Annotated in this window: 13 protein-coding genes; 1 reads left to right on the top strand and 12 read right to left on the bottom strand. The window is 72.1% G+C overall.

Annotated elements, in window-relative coordinates:
• Positions 1-27 precede the first annotated feature (27 nt).
• Positions 28-1,560, bottom strand: coding sequence for an alpha-N-arabinofuranosidase (locus BM393_RS10270; protein ID WP_091724669.1), 1,533 nt, complete (start codon positions 1,558-1,560; stop codon positions 28-30).
• Positions 1,561-1,676: 116 nt separating this feature from the next.
• Here BM393_RS10270 and BM393_RS10265 point away from each other — a divergent pair, with 116 nt between their 5' ends.
• Positions 1,677-2,399 carry a FadR/GntR family transcriptional regulator gene (locus tag BM393_RS10265; protein WP_254783331.1) on the top strand — a complete coding sequence of 241 codons (723 nt, stop codon included), beginning with the start codon at positions 1,677-1,679 and terminating at the stop codon, positions 2,397-2,399.
• Positions 2,400-2,409: 10 nt separating this feature from the next.
• On the opposite strand, the gene BM393_RS10260 is transcribed toward BM393_RS10265, so the two are convergent.
• The 11 genes from BM393_RS10260 to BM393_RS10210 form a co-directional block, all read right to left on the bottom strand.
• Complete coding sequence (locus BM393_RS10260) at positions 2,410-3,987, bottom strand: UxaA family hydrolase (RefSeq protein ID WP_091724667.1); 1,578 nt, start codon at positions 3,985-3,987, stop codon at positions 2,410-2,412.
• A complete protein-coding gene (locus tag BM393_RS10255; protein WP_091725310.1) occupies positions 3,977-4,306 on the bottom strand; it encodes an L-rhamnose mutarotase in 330 nt (109 codons plus the stop codon). The genes BM393_RS10260 and BM393_RS10255 overlap by 11 nt, the downstream gene beginning before the upstream one ends.
• A gap of 14 nt (positions 4,307-4,320) precedes the next feature.
• Positions 4,321-5,466 (bottom strand): D-mannonate oxidoreductase, encoded by a 1,146-nt coding sequence (locus BM393_RS10250; protein ID WP_091724666.1) that lies wholly within the window; start codon positions 5,464-5,466, stop codon positions 4,321-4,323.
• Positions 5,460-6,470, bottom strand: a complete 1,011-nt coding sequence (locus BM393_RS10245) for a zinc-binding alcohol dehydrogenase family protein (protein WP_091724665.1) — start codon at positions 6,468-6,470, stop codon at positions 5,460-5,462. Before BM393_RS10245 ends, BM393_RS10250 begins: the two co-directional genes overlap by 7 nt.
• The gene (locus tag BM393_RS10240) at positions 6,464-7,309 is read right to left on the bottom strand and encodes an amidohydrolase (RefSeq protein ID WP_091724664.1); all 846 of its coding nucleotides are present in this window, start codon (positions 7,307-7,309) and stop codon (positions 6,464-6,466) included. Before BM393_RS10240 ends, BM393_RS10245 begins: the two co-directional genes overlap by 7 nt.
• Before the next feature lies 1 nt (position 7,310).
• On the bottom strand, positions 7,311-8,324 hold the full coding sequence (locus BM393_RS10235) for an aldo/keto reductase (RefSeq protein ID WP_091725308.1): 1,014 nt from the start codon (positions 8,322-8,324) through the stop codon (positions 7,311-7,313).
• A gap of 59 nt (positions 8,325-8,383) precedes the next feature.
• A complete protein-coding gene (locus BM393_RS10230) occupies positions 8,384-9,358 on the bottom strand; it encodes an ABC transporter substrate-binding protein (RefSeq protein WP_091724663.1) in 975 nt (324 codons plus the stop codon).
• 53 nt (positions 9,359-9,411) lie between these two features.
• Positions 9,412-10,395, bottom strand: a complete 984-nt coding sequence (locus BM393_RS10225) for an ABC transporter permease (RefSeq protein ID WP_091724662.1) — start codon at positions 10,393-10,395, stop codon at positions 9,412-9,414.
• A complete protein-coding gene (locus BM393_RS10220; RefSeq protein WP_091724661.1) occupies positions 10,392-11,966 on the bottom strand; it encodes a sugar ABC transporter ATP-binding protein in 1,575 nt (524 codons plus the stop codon). The genes BM393_RS10225 and BM393_RS10220 overlap by 4 nt, the downstream gene beginning before the upstream one ends.
• Before the next feature lie 40 nt (positions 11,967-12,006).
• Complete coding sequence (gene galA / locus BM393_RS10215; RefSeq protein WP_254783329.1) at positions 12,007-14,877, bottom strand: beta-galactosidase GalA; 2,871 nt, start codon at positions 14,875-14,877, stop codon at positions 12,007-12,009.
• A 133-nt stretch (positions 14,878-15,010) separates the two neighbouring features.
• The gene (locus BM393_RS10210) at positions 15,011-16,288 is read right to left on the bottom strand and encodes an L-fuconate dehydratase (protein ID WP_091724660.1); all 1,278 of its coding nucleotides are present in this window, start codon (positions 16,286-16,288) and stop codon (positions 15,011-15,013) included.
• Between the last annotated feature and the right edge of the window lie 8 nt (positions 16,289-16,296).

Here is a 16,296-nt window from a genome sequence, read left to right as displayed (position 1 = left end):
GCGGGCGGGTCCGGCCTCCGGTGGCGGTCAGGGCGCAGCCGACAGCGTGACGACGGCGATCGAAGCCGGCGGCAGCATCAGCGTCAGGCCGTCCTTGCCGGGCTGCGCATCGAACGGGACCGGCACCACCGCACGGGGCTGCGCCACGGTGTTGTGGGCATCGATCGCGGTGGCGGTCAGCAGCCGGCCGTGCGCCGCGCGCTTCAGGCCGGTGGCGAGCTTCGCCGGCTGCTTCGGATCCAGATTGACGAGGGCCAGGACGACCTGGCCGTCCGGCGTGCGGGCCGCGCTGACGTCCACCGCCGGCAGCTCGACGTCGTCGATGCGGAAGCGGGGCGTCGTCAGCGTGGCGCGCAGCGGCGTCGCGCCGCGGAACGGCCGGTACAGGTCGAAGGCGTGATAGGTCGGCGTGAGCACCATGGACGGGCCGTCGGTCAGCACCATGGCCTGCAGCACGTTGACCATCTGCGCGATGTTGGCCATCCGGACCCGGTCGGTGTGGCGATGGAAGACATTGAAGCTGAGCGCCGCGATCAGCGCGTCGCGCAGCGAGTTCTGCTGGTGCAGCGCCGGCGCGCCGGGCGGCGTGTCGTACCAGCTGCCCCATTCGTCGACATACAGGCCGATGCGACGCGTCGGGTCATGCTTGTCCATGATGCGGGAGACGGCGGCGATGCGGCCCTCGATGCCCATGGCCGACTTCAGCGTGCGCGCCCAGGCGGTGGCGTCGAATCCGGTCGCCGCGCCCTTGGCGGACCAGTCTCCGGGCATCGTGTAGTAATGCAGCGTGAACGCGTCCATGTGCTTGCTCGAACGCGCCATCAGCACCTCGACCAGTTGGTCGTTGCCTTCCCCATCGCCGGAGGCCACGCGCACCACCTGGTTCAGGAAGGTGGCGTAGCGGTTGTGCAGGTCGGACTGGTACTCGCCGCGCATGTTGCCGCCGCAGCCCCAGCTCTCGTTGCCGACGCCGACGTACTTGACCTTCCACGGCTGCTCGCGGCCGTTGCGGCGGCGCTCCTCGGCCAGCGTGGAGGCGCCGTCGGCGGTCATGTACTCCAGCCACTGGCTCAGCGCGCGCGGCGGCATCGAGCCCATGTTGCCGGCGAGGTAGGCCTCGCTGCCGAGCTGCTCGACCAGGTCCATGAACTCGTGGGTGCCGACGCGGTTGCTTTCCGTGCCGCCCCACCAGCGGTTGACCCGGACCGGCCGTTTCGCCGGATCGCCGATGCCGTCGCGCCAGTCGTAGTCGTCGGCGAAGCAGCCGCCCGGCCAGCGCATCACCGGGATGCCGACCTGTCTCAGCGCCTGCACGACGTCATTGCGCCAGCCCCGGGTGTTGGGAATGGGGGACTCCGGGCCGACCCAGAGGCCGCCATAGACGCCGGTGCCCATGTGCTCGACGAAATGGCCGTAGACGGCGGGTTCGATCGCCGGGCCGGCGGCGGCCTGGCCGAGATCGAGGCGCGCCTGCGCCGGCGCGGTCGGGGCGGTCTGGGCCGGGGCCGCCGTGGTCAGGAGGGTGCAGCTCAGCGCCGCGAGGGAAAGCAACTGCGTCATCTGTCTCTTCTCATGGCGCTTGACGCCTGGGTTCTTGGAGAGCCGCCGAATCGGGAGGCCGCTTGAGAGCGCTACCATTGGTCAGTCCACTTGAGAGCGTTGGGAAGAGCATGGCCATGCCACACCGCGGCGGCGAGACCCGCCGGCAATACCAGTTGGTTGCCGACCGCATCCGGTCCCTCATCGAGACCGGCGGCTTTTCCGCCGGGGCGCGCCTGCCGGCGGAGCGGGAACTGGCGCTGCAGCTGGGGGTGTCGCGACCCTCGCTGCGCGAGGCGCTGATCGCGCTGGAGATCGAAGGCCGGATCGAGATCCGCGGCGGCTCCGGCGTCTATGTGACCAGCGTCCACCCGCTGGAGGACAACGGGACGCCGTCCCTGGGCGACAGCCCGGCGGAGCTGATGCATGCGCGGCTGGTGCTGGAGAGCGCCGTGATCACGCTGGCCGCGGCCCGCGTCACCAAGGCGGGACTGCAACGCGTGCAGGAAGCCCTGGACGCGATGCGCGCCGAACTGGCCAGCGGGCTCAAGCCGGTGGAGGCCGACCGCCGCTTCCACCTGAGCATCGCGGAGATGAGCGGCAATTCGGTCCTCGTCGACATGGTCGGATCGCTCTTCGATGGCCGCCACAGCCCGCTGTCGTTGCACATGAGCGGCCAGATCGAGTCGAACGACACCTGGAAGGACGCGCTGGCCGAGCACGAGGCCATCTACCAGGCGCTGGAGGCCCGCGACCCGCAGGCCGCGTCGGCGGCGATCTGCCGTCACCTGATCGCCTCGCATGCGCGCTGGACCGGCGATGCCGCGGAGATCCCGTCGCGCGGCGCCCTGATGCTCTGAGCCGCGGCGCTCACATCACCGCCCCGAGCTGCCAGGGCACGAACTCGTTGTCGCCCAGGCCGTGTTCCTCGCTGAGCGTGCGGCGGCCCGAGGCGGTTTCGCGCATCAGCTCGAAGAGCGCCGCGCCAGCCTCGGCCACGGTCTGCGTGCCGTCGACGATGCCGCCGGCATTGAAGTCCATGTCCAGGCGCATGCGTTCGAACAGCGCGGTGGTCGTGGCCAGCTTCAGCGAGGGCGTCGGCTTGCAGCCGTAGGTCGAGCCGCGGCCGGTCGTGAAGCAGATCAGCGTGGCGCCGCCCGCGACCTGACCCGTCGCCGACACCGGGTCGTAGCCCGGCGTGTCCATGAAGACCAGCCCGCGCGCGCGGACCGGCTCGGCGTACTCGATCACGTCGTTCAGCGGGCTGCCGCCGCCCTTGGCGACCGCGCCCAGCGACTTCTCCAGGATGGTGGTGATGCCGCCCGCCTTGTTGCCGGGCGAGGGGTTGTTGTCCAGCCGCGCGCCATGGCGCGCCGCGTACTGCTCCCACCACTGCAGGCGGTCCAGCAGTCGCCGGGCGACCTCGGGCGACGCGGCCCGCGCGGTCAGCAGGTGTTCGGCGCCATGGATCTCCGGCGTCTCCGACAGCAGGGCGGTGCCGCCATGGCGCACCAGCAGGTCGACCGCGGCGCCCAGCGCGGGATTGGCGCTGATGCCCGAGTAACCATCCGACCCGCCGCACTGCAGCCCCACCACCAGCGCCGACATCGGCACCGTGCTGCGGCGCGCCAGCCCCGCCTGCTCGGCGAGCTCGCGCACCAGCGCCTGGCCTTGCTCGACGGCTTCCCGGGTGCCGCCGGCCTCCTGGATGGTCAGCAGGCGCAGGCGTTCGCGGGTGGCCGCCGGCAGCGCCTGGACGAGCGGCTCGATCTGGTTGACCTCGCAGCCCAGGCCGACCAGCAGCACGGCGGCGAAGTTGGGATGCGCCGCATAACCGCGCAGCGTCCGCTGCAGCAGCACCAGGCCGTCGCCCTCCGCGCTCATGCCGCAGCCGCTGCCGTGGGTGATGGCCACCACGCCGTCCACGCCCGCCGGCAGGCCCGGCCCCTGGAAGACCTGCGCGATCGCCTTGCAGACGGTCGCGGAGCAGTTCACCGACGCGATGACGCCGATGTAGTTGCGGGTGCCGACGCGGCCATCCGCGCGCCGGTAGCCCTCGAAGGTCGCCGCCGAGTCGACGGGCATCACGGCAGCCGCGGCGTCCGCGGCCTGCGCCGCCGCTCGCGGCGGCATCACCTCGGCCATCTCGAGGTTGTGCCCATGCACGTGGGCGCCGGGCTCGATCGGCGCGCTGGCCAGGCCGATGGGCTGGCCGTACTTGAGCACCAGCTCGCCGCGCCCGATCGCGCGCAGCGCGACCTTGTGCCCGGCCTCGATCGGCGCCAGCACTGGCAGCGTGCCCCCTTGGAGGCCGGCGATGCGTGCGCCGGCGGGCAGCGCGAACCGCGCGACCGCGATGTTGTCGTCCGGATGCAGGACGATCAGCGCCGAGGCCGGCAGGGGCCCCGGATCCGCGGCGGCGCCTTCGCCCGGTGATTCAGTCGACATGGAACACCTGCTCCATCGCGGCCCAGTGCTCGCCCTCGGCCCGGCTGTCCAGCGGCCGCTGGCAGGGCCCGCAGAAGGTCCACCAGCGCTGCGTCTCGGGATCGGCGGCGATCGCGGCCATGTCGGCCGCGTAGTCGCTGCCGTGGTACTCCCAGTAGCCGAACAGCAGGTGCTCCGGCTCGCGCAGGAAGATGCTGTAGTTGCGCACGTTCGACGCCGCCAGCCGGGCCAGCACCGCCGGCCAGACGGCCGCGTGCAGGCGCTTGTATTCGGCGATGTGCTCCGGCGCGATGCCGATCACCATGCCCATGCGTTCCATGTCCTGCTCCTTGATCACGAGGTCCTGAGGGCGGTCCGCAGCCGCGACTGGGACAGCGCCGGCACATGCCGCCGCGCCAGCTCGACCACCGGCAGCAGGCGGCGGGCCTTCTTGCTCGCGTGGTGCTGCGCGATGTCGGCGAGCCGGTGCTCGAGGAAGGGGTTCAGCAAGCGGTCGCGCAAGCCGTCCAGGTAGACGAGCGCCTCCTCGCCTTGCCCGAGCGCCGCCAGCACCGGCAGCACCTCCTCCTGCCAGGTGTCCTCGAGCGGCTGGCGCAGCGCGGGGTCTTCCATGGCCTGCCGCACCGTCATGTCCGGCGCCCGGTCGAGGACGCGCCAGAGCTCCGCCAGCATCGTGTGGCCCAGGTTCAGCAGGAAGAGCTTGAGTCGTTCATGGCGCGCGAGGTCCTCGGTCACGATGAGCGCCGGGTGCCGGCACGGCAGCTGCAGGCCCGGCTGGGCCTGCACGGCCCACAGCGCATAGGGCTCGGCCACCGCGCCGACCGGCTCCAGCGCCTGGGCCACGATGCGGTCGACCAGCGAGCTGGCCCAGACGACGTGGCCGAGCAGCCAGTCGATGAAGGCCGGCGGGCAGTGCCAGGACCGCGCCAGGGCCACCACCAGGTCGCCCAGGACGGCGCCGTTGCGCGAGACCAGCTCGCAGGGCAGCAGCGTCAGCCCGGCGTCCGGGGCCGCCTGCCAGCGGTCGTGCAGCAGCACCAGCAGCCGGGCCGGGAAGGCCTCGGGCGCGGGCGCCGCGTCGGCCAGCAGCGCCGGGCCGTCGCGCAGCGACAGCGCCCAGCCCTCGTCGCCGGTGTTGGACACGATCACTCGCACCGGTCCGCGCACGCGCTCGCGCACCGCGGGCCAGTCGGCGGCGGCATGCAGGACCTCGCGCACCGAGCGGCAGGTGCGCTGCATCTCCACCGGCACGCCGCCGACCAGACCGCGCAGCACGACGGGAAACCCCTGCGCGCGGGCCAGTTCCCGCGCGCGGCGGGTGCTGGCCGGATGGTCGGTGCTCTGCACCACGGTGATGCCGCCCAGCGCGTCGCCGGTCTCCGCCGCCTCGCTGACGAGCAGGTCCACATGGGCCTGCAGGAAGCGCCCGGTGCCGAATTGAAGGATCGGCGGCGCACCGTCCAGGCCAGGGCTCAGCATTCGACCAGCGCCTTGATCACGCCTTGCCCGGGATCGAGCAGGTCGGGGAAGCGCGCCGGCAGGTCGCCCAGCGCCAGGCGATGCGTCGCCAGCGCGGCATGCGGCACCTGGCCCGCGCGCATCGCGGCGATCACGGTGTCGAAGTCCTCCATCGTGGCGTTGCGGCTGCTGAGCAGCGTGGCCTCGCGCTTGTGGAACTCCGGATCGGAGAAGCGGATGTCGCCCTGCACGATGGACAGCAGCACGTAGCGGCCGCCATGCGCGATGAAACGGAAGCCGCGCTCCATCGCCTGCGGATTGCCGCTGGCGTCGAACACCACGTCGAAGAACTCGCCGTCGGTCAGCCGCGCGAGTTCGGCCTCGTCGCCGTCGCCCAGCGGCACCGCGGCCGCGATGCCGGCGTGGGCGCGCGCGACCTCGAGCCGGTCCCGCCGGCTGTCCAGCGCCACCACGGTGGCGCCGCGCAGGGCGGCGAACAGCATCGCGCCCAGCCCGATCGGACCGGCGCCCACCACCAGCACGCGCTGTCCGGCGCCGACCTCGCCGCGACGCACCGCGTGCGCCCCGACGGCCAGGAACTCCACCATCGCGGCCTGGTCCAGCGTGAGGCCGTCCGCCTTGCCGACGAAGCGGCGGGGCAGGCAGAGGTACTCGGTGAAGGCGCCGTCGCGATGCACGCCCAGCACCTGCATCTGCACGCAGCAGTTGGACTTGCCCTGGCGGCAGGCCCGGCAGCGGCCGCAGGACAGGTAGGGCATCGCATACACGGTGTCGCCGGGCTGCAGGCCGCTGTCGGGATCCGCCTCCTCGACCACGCCGGACAGTTCATGCCCCATGACCCGCGGGTAGGCGAGGTAGGGCTGGTGGCCGGTGAAGATGTGGAGGTCGGTCCCGCACACGCCCACGCGGCGGACGCGCAGCAGCACCTCGCCGGTCTGGCGTTGCGGCTTGGGACGATGGTGGACGGCAAGGGTGCCCGGGGATTCGCAGAGGACGGTCAGCATGGCGTGAGGCGGTAGAGGGCGGCGGCATTGCCGCCAAACAGGGCATCCAGGTCGGCGGCGGCCGGTGCGGGGTGGAGCTGGCTGGCCAGGCGCTGCGCCTGGTGCCACCAGGGCGCGTAGTCCGCGGCCAGGCGCAGCACGGGCCAGTCGCTGCCCCACAGCAGCCGGCGCGGACCGAAGAGCTCCCACAGCGCCTGCATGTAGGGCCGCAGCGCCGCGTCATGGAGGCGGTCTCCCGCCTCGGTCAGCAGGCCGGAGACCTTGCAGTGGACCTGGGGCAGGGCGGCCAGCGCGGCGAGGTCGGTGCGCCAGGGCTCGAGCTCGCCGCGCGCGATGAAGGGCTTGGCGGCATGGTCGACGACCAGGCGCAGGCCGGGATGGCGCCGGGCGAAGCGGCCCAGCGCGGGAAGCTGGCGCGGCAGCACCAGCGCGTCGAAGACCAGGTCGTGCCGCTGCATCGCGGCGGCCGCGGGCGCGCAGGCCGGATCGTCGATCCAGTCGTCCCGCGGCAGGTCCTGCAGCATCGGTCGCAGGCCCCTGAGCGCGGGGTCGCGCGCCAGCTCGTCGATCTGCGCCGCGGCGTCGGTCGCCTTGAAGTCGACCCAGCCGACCACGCCGCGCACCCAGGGCGTCCGCGCCGCGACGGACAGCATCCAGCGCGTGTCCTCGACGCTGGGCAGCGACTGCACCAGCACCGTCGCGTCGATGCCGCAGGCGCGCAGTTGCGGCTCGAGGTCCTCCGGGCCGAAGTCCCGGTGGATGGCCGCCAGCGACGGCGGCGGCCATTGCCCCTCGCGGTCGGCGAGGCGCCAGAAATGCTGGTGGGCATCGACCCGCATGTCAGCCCGCCCCCGGTTCGTCCGGCAGCGGCACGCCGGCATGGATCAGGCCGCGATCGCGCAAGGCGTGCCACAGCGCGCCGGGAATCGGCTGCCGCATCCAGTCGACGTTGCGCCGCACCTGGTCCGGCGAACGCATGCCCGACAGCACGTTCGCCACCGCCGGATGGGCCAGCGGGAACTGCAGCGCGGCCGCCGGCAGGGGCACCTCGAATTCGGCGCAGACGGCGGCCAGCGCCTCGGCGCGCTCGCGCACCGCCGCCGGCACGGCGCCGTAGTCGTACCTGGCCTGGCCCGCCAGCAGCCCGGAGTTGAACGGCCCGCCAATGAGGACGTCCACGCCGTCCGCCACGCAGCGGTCCATGAAACCGAGCGCCCCCTGTTCCAGCAGCGTGTAGCGGCCGGCCAGCAGCACGCAGTCGATCGGCGCGGCCGACAGCGCATCCCAGGCCACCTCCCATTCATTCACCCCCAGCCCGATGGCCTGCACCGCGCCCTGGTCGCGCAGCGACTCGAGCGCGCGAAAGCCCCGGCCCTGGGTGAGCGCGCGCCAGTGGCGCCCGTGCTGCTGGCCGTGGGTGGCGCGGCCGATGTCATGCACCAGCAGCAGGTCGATGCGCGCGCCGCCCAGGCGCGCCAGGCTGTCCTCGAACGAGCGCATCACGCCGTCGTAGCTGTAGTCGAAGACGGGGCGGAAGGGCAGCGGATCGGCCCAGCCGTCGCTGCCGGGCTGCACGCTCGCGTCGGGCCGCAGCAGGCGCCCCACCTTGGTCGAGAGCACCAGCCCGTCGCGCGGCCGTCCGGCCAGGAAGGCGCCGACGCGGTGCTCGCTGCGCGTGTAGCCGTAGAACGGCGCGGTGTCGATGCAGCGCAGGCCGGCGTCCCAGGCGGCCTGCAGCGTTGCGGCGGCCGTGGCCTCGTCGACCGCGTCGTAGAGCCCCGCCAGCGCGGCGGCGCCCAGGCCCAGCGGACACGCGCGCAGGGCCTGGCGCAAGGGACGGTCCGGTGCGGGCATGACGGCGGCCGCGCGGTCGGCGAGGGGCGGGGGCGCCAGGGACGAAGGCACGACGCTCATCAGTAGAGGACCGCCCGGGCCTCGGGCGATTGCAGGTTGGTCTTGTTGACCCAGACCACGCCGGTGTCGCGGAACTTGGGCACCGGCTTGCGCTGCAGCAACTCGTCCACGGTCTTGACGCCCAGGTAGCCCATGCGGAACGAGCTCTGCACCGCGATGCCCTCCAGCGTGCCGTCCTGGACGAACTTCTGCAGGTCCTGGTTGCCGTCGAAACCGATGGCCACCACCTGGCCGGCGCGACCGCTCTGCACCAGCGCGCGGCCCATGCCGACCGCGGTCGGCTCGTTCGCGCCGAACAGGGCCTTGAGGTCGCGATGGGCCGCCAGCACGTCGGTGGTCTGGTTCATCGCGGTGGCCATCTGCGACTGCGAGTAGTACGGGCCGACGATCTCCAGCTTCGAGTGGGCCTGCAGGTAGCGCTTGAAGCCGCCGACACGGTCCGCCTCCGAGCCCGCGCCGGCCACGTAGGACATGAGCGCCACCTTGCCGGTGGTGCCGACGCGCGCGATCAGCGCCTTGGCGCAGAGCTCGCCCGCCGCGATGTTGTCCGTGGACAGGAAGGACTGGTAGTAGGTCTTGCCGGCGTCGGACACCCGGGAGTCGATCAGCACCACGGGGATGCGGGCCTCCCACGCGCGCTTGATGGCCGGCACCAGCGCATCGGGGTCGGACGGCGCGAGCACGATGCCCGCGACGCGGCGGTTGACCGCGTTCTCCACCAGGTTGACCTGGTCGGCGACCGCCGATTCCGACGCCGGGCCGGAGAAGGTCAGCGTGTGGCCGGTGGTCTCCTTGATCGCCGCGTCGGCGCCCTTGTTGACGTTCTGCCAGAAGCTGGAGTTGGTGGTCTTGACGATGACGGCGATCTCGCCCGCCTGGGCGCTCGCGCCCAGCAGCGCGAGGCCGGCACCGAGCAGCGCGCGCCGCAGCGCGCGGACCGTGAAGGGAGCGAGGGACGAGGGGATGCGGGGCATGCGGGTCTCCTGGTGGGATGTGCCGGTCTTGCGCCGGTGTTCTGCGCCGGTCTTCAGCGCCGGTTGCGGAGCTGGTCGATCCACACGGTGAGGAGGATGACCAGGCCGATGATGATCTGCTGCGAGAACGCCGACACGCCGTTCATGTTCAGGCCGTTGCGCAGCACGCCGATGACGAAGGCGCCGATGACGGTGCCGGACACGCTGCCCACGCCGCCGCTCAGCGAGGTGCCGCCGATGACCGCGGCGGCGATGGCGTCGAGCTCGTACATCACGCCCTCGTTGGGCTGCGCGGTCACCAGGCGCGACATCAGCACGCAGCCGCACAGGCCAGCCAGTGCGCCGGAGCAGGTGTAGGCGAACATCGCCACGCGCGCCACGTGGACGCCCGACAGGCGTGCGGCCTCGGCGTTGGAGCCCACCGCATGCAGGTGCCGGCCCAGCAGCGTGCGGCGCAGCAGCAGCCCCACGATCACCGCCAGCGCCACCATCAGCAGCACCGGGTAGGGGATGCCGGGAAAGATCACGTTGGGGAAGCCCTGCGCATCGATCTCCTCGATGCGCCACAGCGCGCCGTTGCCCAGCACGCCGAAGGCCTCGCCCAGGCCAGAGACGGCGCGCGCGTCGGTCAGCTGCAGCGCCAGGCCGCGCGCCACCAGCATCATGCCCAGCGTCGCGATGAAGGGCGGCAGGCGCAGCCGCGTCACGCAGAGCCCGTTGACGGCGCCGCACAGCCCGCCCACCACGATGCCGGCGGCCATCGCGGGCGCCACCGGCAAGCCCTGCTTGACCAGCAGCCCGGCCGTCACGCCCGACAGGGCCAGCACCGAACCCACCGACAGGTCGATGCCGCCGGTCAGGATGACCAGCGTGGCGCCCAGGCCGAGGTAGACGATGGTGCTCACCTGCAGCGACACCGTCATCGCGTTGCCCACGCTGAAGAAGGCGTTGCTGGTCAGCGAGAACACCAGCACGAGCGCCAGCAGGCCGGCCAGCGCGGCGAACTTCTGGAGCAGGTCTTTCTGTCGTTCGTTCATGGGGCAGTCGTCTCGGGCGCCGCGTCCGGCGCTGGGGATGGGGAAGCCGGGCCGACCGAGGCCAGGTGCATCACGTCCTGCTGGCTGCTGCCGCGCGTGTCCAGCACGCCGGCGATGCGGCCCTGGCGGAACACCGCGATGCGGTCGGTCAGGCCGAAGATCTCGGGCAGGTCGGAGCTGATGAGCACAACGCCGACGCCCTGGGCCGCCAGCTCGTCCATCAGCGCATAGATGGCGTATTTCGCGCCGACATCGATGCCGCGCGTGGGCTCGTCGAAGACGATCACCCGCGCCTGGCGGAACAGCCACTTGGCGATGACCACCTTCTGCTGGTTGCCGCCGGACAGCAGCCGCGCGACCTGGTCCGGCGAGGGCGTGCGGATCTGCAGCTGCCGGATGAAGCGCTCGGCGGTCTCCCGCTCGCGCGCCGCGTCGATGAGGCCGGGCCCGCGGGTCAGCGCGCCCAGGTTGGCCATCGTGATGTTGTGGGCGACGCTCATCGCCACCGCCAGGCCGTGGGCCTTGCGGTCCTCGGAGACATAGGCGATGCCGGCGTCGATCGCGTCGCGCGGGCAGCGGATGTCCAGGGCTTGTCCGCCGAACTCGATCTCGCCGCCGTCCAGCGGGTCGGCCCCGAAGAGCGCGCGGGCGGTCTCGGTGCGACCGGCGCCGACCAGGCCCGCGAAACCCAGGATCTCGCCGCGCCGCAGCTCGAAGTCCAGCGGCCCGAAGACGCCGTGGCGCCGCAGGCCGCGCACGCGCAGCAGCACCTCGTCGACCGGCTGCCGCGTGGCCGGCGGGAACTGCTGGTGCAGCTCGCGGCCCACCATCAGGCTGACGATCTCGTCGATCGAGGTCTCGTGCCAGTGGCGGGTCGCGATGTACCGGCCGTCGCGCAGCACGGTGACGCGGTCGGCGATGCGCTCGAGTTCATCGAGCCGGTGCGAGATGTAGAGGATCCCCACGCCTTCGCGCCGCAGCTCGCTCACGACCTGCAGCAGCCGCGCCGCGTCGGCCTCGCCCAGCGAGGAGGTCGGCTCGTCCATGATCAGCAGCCGTGCCTGGAGCGACAGCGCCTTGGCGATCTCGACCAGCTGCCGCTGCGCGATGGGCAGCGTCGCGACCAGGGCGTCCGGGTCGATGTCGGCGCCCAGCCGGGCCAGGCAGGCGCGCGCGCCGTCCCGCTGGCGCTGCCGGTCGACGAACCAGCCGCGCCGCGGCTCGCGGCCCAGCCAGATGTTCTCGGCCACCGTGAGCTGCGGCACCAGGTTCAGCTCCTGGTGGATCATCACGATGCCCAGGCGCTGCGCATGCGCGAGGCCTTCCAGGCGCACCGGCTCGCCATCGATGCGCAGCTCGCCGTCGTCGGGCGCATGCACGCCGCTGAGCACCTTCATCAGCGTGGACTTGCCGGCGCCGTTCTCGCCGCAGATCGCATGGACCTCGCCGCGATGGACCTCCAGCGCGACATCGGCGAGCGCGACGACGTTGTCGAAACGCTTGCACACGCCGCGCATGCCCAGCAGCGCGGGGAGGGCGGGGAGGGTGGACGTGTCGGGCAGCGCGTTCATCGGCGCAAGCCTCCCATCGCATGCGGCCGGGCGGCGCCTCTCATGGCGCCGCCTTCGCCTGGCCGCGTTCGAGCGTGACCCGCCCGATGAGGCCCGAGGGCTGGCCCGGCTGCGCGCGCACCAGCACGGTCATCGTGCGCCAGCCCGGTCCCTGGGCCAGCGGCAGGCTCAAGGGGCCGGGCGCCGGCGAGGTCTTCTCGCCGATTTTGACGCCGTCGACCCAGACTTCGGCCTGGCCCGCGATCTCCTGGAACAGCAGCTGGCCCTGGCCGTCGTTGCGGTCGGCGCGCAGGCGCAGCGAGGCGCGGTAGGCGCGCCAGGGCGCGGCCTCCGCCACCTGCCGGATCGGCGGCTCGCCCCAGCCCCAGCTGTTCATGTCGTTCTCCGCCAGCACCTGGTTGGGATCAGGACGCGTGGCCTGCGGCGGCGAAATGCGCCAGCCACCGACGCGGCTGATCGCCTCCGCGGCCGGCACCGACGGGACCCGCGCGGGGCGCACGTCCAGCACCAGCTCGGCGGCCGCCAGCCCGTCCGCCGTCGCGCGCAGCCGCAGCGGTCCCTGGCCGTCACGGTCGGTCTGGAGGATCGCCTGCGCCAGGCCGTTGAAGAGCGAGCGCTCCGGCGCCTTGGACGCCTCATGCGAATTGGGGTCGCCATTGCCGACGCCGATCAGGCGGCCGGCGCCGGTGGTCTCGAAGCGCACCATCAGGTTGGCGGTCGGCACCGCGCGACCCTGCGCATCGACCGCGCTGACGGTCACCGCCACCGCATCGCGGCCGTCGCCGGCCAGCGTGGCGCGGTCGGCGGCAAGCACCAGGCGGGCCGGGGCGCCGCTGGTCTCCACCAGGTCGCGGGCCAGTTCACGCGTTTCCTCCAGCGCGACGGCCTCGAGCCGGCCCGGTGCGTAGGGCAGGTCGACGCTGACGATGCCGTCACGGTCCGCCGCCTGCTCCGCGACCGTCTGGCCGTTCAGCAGCAGGCGCACGCGCGGCGCGTTGGTGGCGACCATCACCTTCACCGGCTGGCCCTCGCTGCCGGCCCAGTTCCAGTGCGGCAGGATTTTGACCACGGTGCGGTCCTTCACCCATTGCGCCTGCCGGATGTAGAAGGCCGCCTTGGGGAAACCGCACAGGTCCAGGGCGCCGAAGAAGGTCGAGGCGCTCGGCCATTCGAAGGGCGTGGGCTCGCCGTGGTAGTCGAAGCCGCTCCACACGAAGCCGCCCGCCATGAACGGCCGCTGCGCGAGGTGCCGCCAGGCGTCGCGGTGGGTCTGGCCCCAGGACGCGGGCTCGTCGTCGTGGCTGCCCAGCACCTGCGCCTGCCGGTCGCTGCGCCAGGCGCCGCGCGTCATGTAGGCGGAGGTGTCCTCGGAACTGAACATCGGCCGGCCCGGATGCTCGCGGTGGTAGCGGTCGTAGGCATGGACCTGGTAGTTGACGCCGACCACGTCCAGCACCTCCGAGGCGTTGCGATCGGCGAAAAGGCCGTCGTGCATGCCCGCGGTGACCGGCCGGCTCGGGTCCAGCCGCTTGATCTCGGCGGCCATGCGGCGCGCCATCTCGCGGCCTTGCCAGGTGCCTTGCAGCGGCTCTTCGTTGAACAGGGACCAGAGGATGACGCTCGGCCGGTTGCGGTCGCGCCGCACCAGCCAGGTCAGTTGGGCCATCGCGTCCGGGCTCGCACTGAAGTTGCGGTTCTCGTCCATCACCAGCAGGCCCAGGCGGTCCGCGAGGTCCATGACCTCCGGCGCCACCGCGTTGTGGGCGAAGCGCACCGCGTTCACGCCCATCTCCTGGAGGCGGCGCAGACGGAATTCCCAGATCGCCGTCGGCACCGCGACGCCGACGCCGGCATGGTCCTGGTGAATGCACACGCCCTGCAGCTTGAGCGCTTCGCCGTTGAGGAAGAAGCCCCGCTCGGCATCGAAGCGCAGCGTGCGGAAACCGGTGTGCAGCTCGGTGGCGTCGATCTCGCGCAGCGGCCCGGCGCCGGGTTGGCGCAGCACCGCCCGCACGCGATACAGCCGCGGCGATCGCGGCGACCAGAGCGCGGGTTGCCGGATGTCCAGCGTCAGGCGCGCGGTGGCCGAGTCCAGCGCGGCGACGCTGACGCGGGTCTCCTTCCGGGCCACCACGGCGCCGTCGGGGCCGGTCACCTCAAGCGACACGACCGCGGCCCGCGCGGCCTCGCCGGTGTTGTCGACCTGCACCTCGACCGGCAGCGTCCAGTGGCCGTCGCGCTGCACGGGATTGGCGTAGAGGCCGTCGGTGGCGATGTGCAGCGGGTCGCGCTTGACCAGCCAGACATGGCGGTAGATGCCGGCGCCTTCGTACCACCAGCCTTCCTGGGCGTCCGCGTCGACGCGCACCGCGATGCTGTTCACCTCGTCGCCGTAGCGCAGGTAGGGCGTGATGTCGATGGCGCGGCCGTTGTAGCCGGACCAGTTGCGATTCACCACGATGCCGTTGACCCACACCGTGCTGTGGGTCGCGATGCCGTCGAACTGCAGTTCGATGTGGCGGCTCCGGTCGGACTCCGGCAGCTGCAGGTAGCGCCGGTACCAGCCGATGCCTCGGGCGCGGTAGCCCTGCGACGCGTTCTCTTGACGGTCGAAGGCGTTCTCGATCGCCCAGTCGTGCGGCAGGTCCAGCCGGCGCCAGTCGGAGTCGTCGAACTCCGCCCCACCGGCGCCGACGACGCCGCCCGCCTTGGCCTGGTGGTAGCTCGCGCCGTGTCCCTTGACCGGCTGCGGCGGCACTTCGCCGCGGTGGAACAGCCAGCCGGCGTCCAGCGACAGGCGCTCGCGCGGCCCCTCGGCGCGCGCGGTAGCTGGCAGCAGCGCCGCGATCGCCAGGCAGGCGATCAACAGCCCATGAACCAGTGACGCAGGGCGCGTCATCGTCTTGAACATCTTGTCTCCATGACGAGGACCGCGGCGCCGGAAAGGCGGCGGTCCTTCGAGGCTCTGACGGCCGTTGATGTGGTCTTACCAGTTTCTCAGAATCTACTTTCGGTCTTACCGGTGAAAACACCGAGCCGACGGCTCAGCCGCGGAAGCGATACCGCTCCAGCGACTCCGGCTTCATCGTGATGGAGAAGCCCGGCGCGGTCGGCAGCAGGTAGGCGGCGCCACGCACGACGCAGGGATCGACGAAGTGCTCGTGCAGATGGTCGACGTACTCGATCACCCGGTCCTCGCGGCTGGCGGAGACGCACAGGAAGTCGATGACGGAGAGGTGCTGCACGTACTCGCACAGGCCGACGCCGCCCGCATGCGGACACACCGGCAGGCCATGCTTGGCCGCCATCAGCAGCACCGCCAGGATCTCGTTGACGCCGCCCAGGCGGCAGCTGTCGATCTGCACCACGTCGATCGCGCCGCGCATGATGAACTGCTTGAACAGGATGCGGTTCTGGCACATCTCGCCGGTGGCGACCCGCATCGGCGCGATGGCCTCGCGGATCGCGCGATGGCCCTCGACGTCGTCGGGGCTGGTGGGCTCTTCGATGAACCAGGGGCGCGCGAAGGCCAGGTCCTTCAGCCAGTCGATGGCCACCGGCACGTCCCACACCTGGTTGGCGTCGATCATCAGGCGGCGGTCGGGCCCCAGCACCTCGCGGGCGATGCGCAGGCGGCGGATGTCGTCCTCGCGGTCGCGGCCGACCTTGAGCTTCACATGGCCGAAGCCGGCGTCCACCGCCTCCTGGCACAGGCGTCGCAGCTTGTCGTCCGGGTAGCCGAGCCAGCCGGCCGAGGTCGTGTAGCAGGGATAGCCCTCGCGCTCGAGCAGGGCCAGGCGCTCGGCCTTGCCCTCGGCGGCGCGGGTCAGCAGCGCGAGCGCCTCGTCCGGCGTGATGCAGTCGGTGAGGTAGCGGAAGTCGATGCAGCGCACCAGCTCCTCGGGGCTCATGTCGGCGACCAGGCGCCACAGCGGCTTGCCCTCGGCCTTGGCCCACAGGTCCCAGACCGCGTTGACGACGGCGCCGGTGGCCAGGTGGATCGCGCCCTTGTCGGGTCCGATCCAGCGCAGCTGGCTGTCCGAGGTCACGTGCCGCCAGAAGCGCCCCATGTCGGCGGCGATCCAGTCCAGATCCAGGCCGACGACGAGATGCCGCATTGCCTCGATGGCGCGGCAGCACAGGTCGTTGCCGCGCCCGATGGTGAAGGTCAGGCCGTGGCCCTCCAGCCCCGGCCAGTCCGTCTCGAGGATGACGTAGGCGGCCGAGTAATCCGGATCGGGATTCATCGCGTCGGAGCCGTCCAGGTGGGCCGACGTGGGGAAGCGCACGTCGACGGTGCGCAGATCGGTGATGCGGGTCATGGGGTCGG

The sequence above is a fragment of the Mitsuaria sp. PDC51 genome, from assembly GCF_900113225.1.
Classification (GTDB): domain Bacteria; phylum Pseudomonadota; class Gammaproteobacteria; order Burkholderiales; family Burkholderiaceae_C; genus Roseateles.
Note: the sequence above shows the minus strand (reverse complement) of the source record. Positions and strands in the feature narration are given on the sequence as shown.